The organism is Methylomonas koyamae (genome assembly GCF_001644025.1).
GTDB lineage: Bacteria > Pseudomonadota > Gammaproteobacteria > Methylococcales > Methylomonadaceae > Methylomonas > Methylomonas koyamae_A.
Map to the genome: position 1 here is coordinate 1 of NZ_LUUK01000128.1, position 7,997 is coordinate 7,997.

6 protein-coding genes are annotated in these 7,997 nt (G+C 55.3%); 2 read left to right on the forward strand and 4 right to left on the reverse strand.

What is annotated here, in order from left to right:
• Positions 1-2,118: Ig-like domain-containing protein (locus tag A1355_RS25695; protein WP_197471763.1), on the forward strand; the 2,118-nt coding region annotated here is incomplete at its 5' end.
• Between the two features lie 54 nt (positions 2,119-2,172).
• Here A1355_RS25695 and A1355_RS09350 read toward each other — a convergent pair.
• From A1355_RS09350 to A1355_RS09365, 4 genes are all read right to left on the reverse strand, one after another.
• Entirely contained in the window at positions 2,173-2,715 is a 543-nt protein-coding gene (locus tag A1355_RS09350; RefSeq protein ID WP_064027308.1) for a M15 family metallopeptidase, read from the reverse strand.
• 260 nt (positions 2,716-2,975) lie between these two features.
• Positions 2,976-3,401 carry a desulfoferrodoxin family protein gene (locus A1355_RS09355; RefSeq protein WP_064027310.1) on the reverse strand — a complete coding sequence of 142 codons (426 nt, stop codon included), beginning with the start codon at positions 3,399-3,401 and terminating at the stop codon, positions 2,976-2,978.
• A 93-nt stretch (positions 3,402-3,494) separates the two neighbouring features.
• The gene (gene hypD, locus A1355_RS09360; RefSeq protein ID WP_064027312.1) at positions 3,495-4,619 is read right to left on the reverse strand and encodes a hydrogenase formation protein HypD; all 1,125 of its coding nucleotides are present in this window, start codon (positions 4,617-4,619) and stop codon (positions 3,495-3,497) included.
• Entirely contained in the window at positions 4,616-4,843 is a 228-nt protein-coding gene (locus A1355_RS09365) for a HypC/HybG/HupF family hydrogenase formation chaperone (RefSeq protein ID WP_064027318.1), read from the reverse strand. Before A1355_RS09365 ends, hypD begins: the two co-directional genes overlap by 4 nt.
• A gap of 278 nt (positions 4,844-5,121) precedes the next feature.
• Here A1355_RS09365 and A1355_RS09370 point away from each other — a divergent pair.
• Positions 5,122-7,997: tetratricopeptide repeat protein (locus tag A1355_RS09370; protein WP_064027314.1), on the forward strand; the 2,876-nt coding region annotated here is incomplete at its 3' end.

Sequence of the window (7,997 nt, forward strand, 5' to 3'; positions counted from 1 at the left end):
GCCGCGCCGGTATTGACCATATCGCCCAGCGAACTGGAAATTGGAGTCGGCGACACCGCGACGATCAACGTCGCCAATCCGAACGGGAAGGTGAGCGTCAAGTCGTCCAAGGCCGCTGTCGCCAGCGCGGTTTACGGCAACGCTGTCGTCACGGTCAAAGGCTTGAAGACCGGCGACACTACGGTAACCGTCAAGGATGCCAAATCCAATAAAAAGGCCAAGATTAAGGTGGTGTCGCGGTCTAGCAGTTCGTTAAGCGTCAGTCCCGGCAATATATCGCTGAATGTCGGTGCCACCGCCAATATCACGGTCGGCAATGCCAGCGGTAACGTCAGCGCTGTAACCGGGGATGCTTCGGTCGCCGGCGTTAGTTACAGCAACGGTATTGCGGTGGTGACCGGGGTGAAGGCCGGCGCCACCACGATCACGATTCGGGATAGCAAGACCGAGAAATCGGTCGCGGTGACCGTATTGAATGCCACGGTCTCGGGCGAGTATTCGCTGATGGCCTGGAACGATTTGGGCATGCACTGCATGGACGGCACCGACTTCTCGGTGTTTTCCATCCTGCCGCCTTACAATACGCTCCATGCGCAACTCAAGAATAAAAGCGGTAAGTTGGTGAGCACCAATGTCACGCTGACCTACCAAGCGGTTGCCGATACCAGCGGTTCGATCAATACCAGCAGTGCCGACAAAACCAACTTTTGGTCATGGGTGGACGACTTGTTCGGCCTAAATCCGGCGGAGAATGTGGGTGTGAACCTGGACGGCCTGGCTAGCGGCACGCCGATGGCGGGTAATAAAACGCCTTCGTTGACGCCAGCGCCGATGACCTACAACGCCGCCTACGCTTGGTTCGAGGCCGAAGGTATTCCGGTGACGCCGTTCGACGATGCCGGAAATAAAAACTTTTATCCGACCGTCAAGGTGGTTGCCAAGGATACCGCAAGCGGCACGATTCTGGCCACGACGACGACGACGTTGCCGGTCAGCGACGAAATGACTTGCAAGGGATGCCATGCATCCACCGATGCCAACGATCCGGCGCGTAGTAATGCCAAACCGGCCGGCGGCTGGGTTTTCGACAACGATGTCGAGAAAGACTGGAAACGCAATATCCTGAAGTTACACGACGATCGGCATAAAGCCGGCGCGGCGTTTCAAGCCGCCGCCGCCAGTGTCGGTTACTCCGCTAACGGCTTGTTGCCTCAAGTGGACGATAATCACAAACCGGTGTTGTGCGTCGCTTGTCATGCCAGCAACGCCTATTTCGACAAGGAAAACAAAGTCAGCGTGATGGGCGGAATTGCAGGTATCGCGCCGTTTACCCAAGCCCTGCATCTCAAGCATGCCGGCGATTCGGTACTCGATCCTATCAGTCAAACGCCGCTGAACAGCATCGCGAACCGCGAATCTTGCTATCAATGCCACCCCGGTTCGAAAACCCAATGTCTACGTGGCGCGATGGGTAAAGCCGTCGACAGCAGCGGCAATTCGCTGATGAGCTGCCAAAGTTGCCACGGCGATTTGAAAGCGGTGGGTAGCAGCGCTCGACAAGGTTGGTTCGAGGAGCCTACCTGCGAGTCTTGCCATAACAGTGCCGCAACCGGCAGACGGGCCACGACCGGCGTTGACGCCAACGGCAAGGTCATCGTGCCGGCCGACCACACGTTTGCGACGAATGCCAATACGCCGGTGCCGGGTCTGAATCTGTATCGGTTCAGCAAGGGCCACGGCGGCTTGCAGTGCGAGGCATGCCACGGTGCCACGCATGCCGAGTACCCGTCCAGTCACGCCGACGAAAATCTGCAAAGCATCGCCTTGCAAGGCCATGCCGGTCCGATTGCCGAGTGCAGCGCATGTCATACCACGGTGCCGAATACGGTGAACGGCGGTCCACACGGTATGCACACCACGGGCAATGCCTGGGTCCATCAGCACGAAGATGCCGGCAAAAGCGGTTGCAGCTATTGTCACGGCACGACGAGTGCCGGGACGCCGCTGAGCGAAGTCAAGGTGGCGAAAACCATTAACGCGGGCGAGTTCGGCACTAAAAATTGGCCGGCCGGGTATCGGGTTAGTTGCTACAGCTGTCACAACGGTCCTAATCCCTAGGGCGCTGCTGGCGTCGCGGAGCCGGCCGACTTGGTCGGCTCCCGATACTATCGGCTACCGTATCCGGTAGCACCAATGCCAAGGTTCGTAGATATATCCGTAGCGATTGCCGCGCGGGAACGACAGCGTGAATCCAAATCGGCCGGCGTGCTCGGACAGCCAGGCGAAGGCGGCGGTGTTTTCGAAATCTTCGTCCAGGCCGGGGCAGCCGGGCGTGCCAACGTCTACCGCGCAGCCGCTATGGTGCTCGCTGTAACCGGGTGGGGCCAATATTTTAAGAACGACTTCCAGCGTCCGACTTTGCGCTAACTGGCGGCGGATCAGTTGCGCTTGAAAATCCAGCCCTCGAAAGCCGGATAGCAATCTTAGTTCCACGCCATCATCGGTCGCGGCCGTTTGCAGGATCGTCCAGGCCGCGGCGGCCTCCGGGCCTAATTGAAACGGCTTGGCGGCGCCAGGCGACATCACATCCACCAAGCGCTCCGGTTCTCGCCACAGCTGCAGCCCGCGCGTGTCGGGCAAGTCAGCGGGAATGCCCAGCTCTAGAAAAATCGCCCTAACACGGCTGATGTAGGAGTCGGTCGAGTCGTCTTCCATGTTCGATAGTTGCCGGGATTTAGCCTAAATGTTGAGTCGTTGTAGTGCTTGGGCTGGGGTGCGGCCTTGATGGCTAGTCGAGGTAACCGTAGCCGATAATTCCTCGAACGGATACCCCCCAAAATCCCCCCTCCGATTTGCGATCGAGCTTGCCCAACCCGAACAGCAATGGGCCGAAAATACTCATCGGACTGCCATGTTTATTGGTATGGTAGCGTGCGCTACCGACGCATGTCTGGCCGGTAGCTGTGCCGTTAAAATCAAACCTCCGCGCCGTTCAACCAGGTGTCGTGCTTGTTGCATACGCTGAGTGCGTAGAGCGCGCCGCTGTAGCCTTCCAGCGGAAAGGTCGAAACCGGTACTGTGTCCTTGGCCGGGTCCAGCATGTGTTCAGCGAGGAATTTAAAATTTTTATCGAGCAGTATGTGTTTGACGATGTAGTGCTCGTAACCCTTCATTTCGTGCGGCGTGGTGACTTTAACCAGCGTTTTGCCGCCTTCCTTGCTGATTTCGATGACGGGCAGGTGGGTAGCGGCTTTGCCGGCCCAACGACCTTGCGACTCTTGGGTGTAGAACAGCTCGCCCTGCGGCGTGGGTAGTTTGGTTTCGGCGTGACCTAGCGCGGGGACGGCGAGGCCGGCGACCGAAGCGGCGGTACTCAGTTTTAGAAAATCGCGACGTTCCATAGTGGGCTTCCTGTGTGAGTGGCTGAGTGAAATGTCGGTGAGAACCGACGGAGATACAACGATAATCGATAAACTCGAAGCGGTAAAACGGATTTAGCCTGCCTCCATCGATGCGCCGCGCAAGCGACCGTACGACCAGTAGGCCGCGCATGCGCCTTCCGACGACACCATGCACGACCCCATCGGGTTCTCGGGCGTGCAGACGGTGCCGAGCAGTTTACAATTTTGCGGTTTTTTGGCGCCCCGCAGGATCGCCGGGCATTCGCAGCCCTTGACGTCGCTGGCGCGAATTTCCGGAATCGGGTAGCGGCGCTCGGCGTCGAAATCGGCATATTCGGCGCGGATTTGCAAGGCGCTGTCGGCGATCAATCCCAGGCCGCGCCATTCGAAGGTCGCGCGCGGCTCGAACACTTCGGCGCTCAAGGTTTGCGCCTTGAGGTTCCCGTCGCGGCTGACGGCTCGGCTATATTCGTTTTCGACGGCGTGCCGGCCGGCGTTGAGTTGGCGGACCAGCATCAGCGCCGATTGCATCACGTCCAGCGGTTCGAAGCCGGCGATCACAATCGGTTTATCGTATTGCTCGGCAAAGACCTCGTAAGGCCGGCTACCGATCACGCTGCTGACGTGCGACGGGCCGAGAAAGGCGTCGATCGCCACCGGCTGCGGCGCGTCCAAAATCGCCCGCATCGCCGCCGGCGTCAGCACGTGGTTACAGAACACCGAGAAATTGGCTAGGCCCTCGGCCCGCGCTTGTTGGATCGCGACTGCGGTCGGCGGCGTGGTGGTCTCGAAGCCGATCGCAAAAAACACCACCGGCCGGCGCGGATTCTCCCGAGCGATTCGCAACGCATCTTGCGTCGAATACACCATCCGGATATCGCCGCCGGCGGCTTTGGCTTTCAGCAGGCTGTTATGGCCGCTGGCCGGCACGCGCATTAAGTCGGCGTAGGTGCAAAGGATGACATCGTGTTGTTCGACCAACTGAATGGCGTTATCGATACGGCCGGTTGGCAGTACGCAAACCGGGCAACCCGGACCGTGCACGAACTCGACGTTGGCGGGCATCAAATCTTGAACGCCGTAACGAAAAATGGCGTGGGTATGGCCTCCGCAAAATTCCATCAATCGGTAATGCCGCCCTGGATCGACGGTTGCGGCAATCGCACCGGCCAATTGCTTGGCCAAGTCTTGTTGGCGGAATTCGTCGATGTATTTCATGACGCGGTCAGACCAGCCTCGGCAAATAATGCCAATGTTTTCAGAGCCTCCGCTTCGTCTATCTTATTAAGCGCATAGCCGACATGTACCAACACGTAATCGCCGACTACAACGTCGTCTACCAAGGCCAGCGACACTTCCACTTTGACGCCGTCCACGGATGCCGTTGCCATCTGTTGATCGGATTGGATTTCTATGATCTGGGCGGGTAGAGCTAGGCACATGGTGAGTTTGAACGACAGACTAGTTAAAAAAATATAGCCGGCTAGAGCGGCTATTTGCAACGGGTATTTTGCCGACAATCGCCGGAATTAGCGAGTAACGCGATATAAGAATTCATCGAGTTTTCGGCCGCAAGGGTTTGTGTTGGCGCGAGCTACTGGCAAAAAGTTCCGTACTTTCATCTGATTTTAATCTTGAAAGTGAATTAATACCTTGATATTGCGACTCATATCACACTATGATCGGTCAACAACAATAATTCACCAAATCCGGATCCACTATGCGTGCTTTGATTTTGCTAATCATGGCCTTATTCGCGGGAGAAAGTTATTCCGAGACTGAAATTGCCGGCGCCGAATGCGAAGAGGCACGGGCGGCTCGCTTAGTTTCGTTGCAAGGGTCGGTTTCGGTCGAGTTCAATCACCGATGGCGCGCCGCCGTATTGGACGAGCGCCTGTGCGAGGGTAGTCGGGTCAAGGTCGAGGCGAATAGCCGTGTTTCTCTACAACTCCCCAATGACGAAATCTTACGCCTGGATAAAGAGACGGTTCTGTCCTTAAACGGTATCAGTCAGGATCAACCGACGGTATTGGATTTGGTGAAAGGCTTTGTCCATTTTCTGAGTCGTACGCCCAAACGACTGACCGTGACCACGCCGATCGCCAATGCCGGTCCGGAAGGCACCGAGTTCGCGTTGCGTGTCGACGACACCCAAGCCGCGCTCTGGGTTTACGAAGGCGGCGTCCGCTTTTTTAACGCTCAAGGCAGCGTCAGTTTACAGCCGGGTCAAAGCGCCGAAGCCGGCCTGGGCCAGGCACCTCGCGCGGTCATCGACTTGCGGCCCGCCGACGCTGTCAGCTGGGCGCTCTATTACCCGCCGCTGGTCTCGGCCAATGCGTCGTCGCTGTCTCCGTCATTGCAGTCGGCGTTGCTGGATTATCGGCAAGGCCGCATCGACGCCGCCTTAAAAAACCTGGACGCGTTGCCGGAGAGTCGGGACAGCTTGAAAATTAGGGCAGCGTTGCGCCTGATCGTCGGCCGGGTTGAGGCGGCCAAGCAGGATGTCGCGGCCTTGTTGGCGGCCGATCCGAACGATGCCGATGCGCTGGCCTTGCAATCGGTGGCTGCGTTGACCCTGAATGCCAAGGACGACGCATTGGCACTGGCGCGGCGCGCGGTGGCTGCAAGTCCGCAATCCGTACCGGCCCAGAGCGCGCTGTCTTATGCCGAACAGAGCCGCTTCGAACTGAGCAACGCCTTGCAAGCCGCCGTGCGCGCCACCGAATTGGCGCCGGAAGATGCGTTGGCGTGGGCGCGCCGCGCCGAACTGGAAATGGCCAATGGCTTGACCGACGCAAGTCTGGCTTCGGCGCAAAAGGCGTCCGCACTGGACCCGAACCTGGAGCGCACTCAAAGCGTGATCGGTTTTGCCGAACTGGCGCGCGTCAACATCGATGCCGCTAGGCAGCACTTCGAGAATGCGGTGAAGTTGGATTCGACGGCGCCATTGGCTCGTCTGGGGCTGGGCTTGGCGAAGATTCGAGCCGGCGAACTGGAAGAAGGCCGCGCGGACCTGGAGATCGCCGCGACGCTGGACCCCGGCAATTCGCTGATCCGCAGCTATCTCGGCAAAGCCTATTACGAAGAACGCCGCGATCCGCTGGCCCGCGATCAGTTCGATTTGGCCAAACAGCGCGATCCCAAAGACCCGACGCCTTACTTCTACGACGCAATTCGCAAGCAAACCACCAATCGTCCGGTAGAAGCCTTGCACGACATGCAGCAAGCGATTGAGCTGAATGACAATCGGGCGGTGTATCGTTCTAAATTTGATTTAGATGAAGATTTAGCGGCTAGAAGTGCAAGTTTAGGCAGAATATTCAGTGATTTGAATTTTCAATGGCTGGGATTGCTGCAAGGGTGGCGGTCTATTGGTCAGGATCCTGCCAATTATTCCGCCCATCGACTGCTATCTGACAGTTACTCTGCGTATTCAAGAAATGAAATCTCGCGTGTGAGTGAGTTGCTCCAGTCGCAATTATACCAACCTGCCAATATGACTCCCCTACAACCGCGTTTGGCGGAAAGTAACTCATTGCTAATGGACGGTTTAGGGCCTACAAGGCAAACATTTACTGAATTCAATCCATTATATGTTAGGGATCGTTTTGCTTTGCAGCTATCTGGGCTTATTGGAAGTAATAACACGTGGGGTAATGAGACGGTTCATTCAGCTGTGCTCGACCGTCTCTCATATAGCCTTGGGCAGTTCCATTATTCAACTGATGGCGTTGGGGTTAATAATAAAGTAGATTCTAATATTTACAATGCTTTTCTACAATACGCTATTAATCCTGATCTAAATATCCAGTTTGAATTTAGGGATAATCAAACCGAAACAGGCGACTTGTCATCAACGTTCTTTCGTGATGATGTCGATGATGCCTTTCGCAGACATGTCCACACAACAACATTGAGAGGGGCGGGGCGCTATAAGATTGATAAGGATAGCGACTTCATTACTTCGTTTTCTCATCTTACGCGTAGTATCGTTGACGGTACTCAACATGTTTTTTGGGACGACGCTGAGTTTTTTTTAAACAACGTAAATAATCAGCAAAGTTTGTATACGGAGGCATATCATCTCGAATCACAATATTTAAGAAAATTTGTGTTAGGGAATATTATTTCTGGATTTGGATATTTAAATCAGAATGAAAATCTCTTGGTAGACAGGCGCGTTGGCTTTACGATTCCGAGTGATCCGGATTTTGATGGGTTTAATTTTCGTTCAAGTTCTAATATAGATAGAGGCAGTGTCTTTTATAATGGATACGTTTATTCAAACATTAAGCCGTTTGATAGTCTATTAATTACCACGGGAATAAGCATTGATTCGATGAATAGTGTTAGCTTGGGTGAAACAACCAAAATTAATCCTAAGGTTGGAGTAAAGTGGGATTATTCTTCGTTCGGCGCGTTAAGAGCTGCTTATATATCGACAATGAAGCGACCACTAATTTCAGATCAAACAATTGAACCAACCCAAATCGCTGGGTTTACTCAATTCTATGATGATTTAACCGGTTCGTCCGTTGAAAGATATGGTATAGGGATTGATCATCGTTTTGGTAATAGAGGGTCGGCCGGGATTCA

Bases quoted from the DNA above. Each gene is read 5' to 3' on its own strand.
- A1355_RS09350 (WP_064027308.1), bottom strand. From the start codon at position 2,715: ATGGAAGACGACTCGACCGACTCCTACATCAGCCGTGTTAGGGCGATT.
- A1355_RS09355 (WP_064027310.1), bottom strand. From the start codon at position 3,401: ATGGAACGTCGCGATTTTCTAAAACTGAGTACCGCCGCTTCGGTCGCC.
- hypD (WP_064027312.1), bottom strand. From the start codon at position 4,619: ATGAAATACATCGACGAATTCCGCCAACAAGACTTGGCCAAGCAATTG.
- A1355_RS09365 (WP_064027318.1), bottom strand. From the start codon at position 4,843: ATGTGCCTAGCTCTACCCGCCCAGATCATAGAAATCCAATCCGATCAA.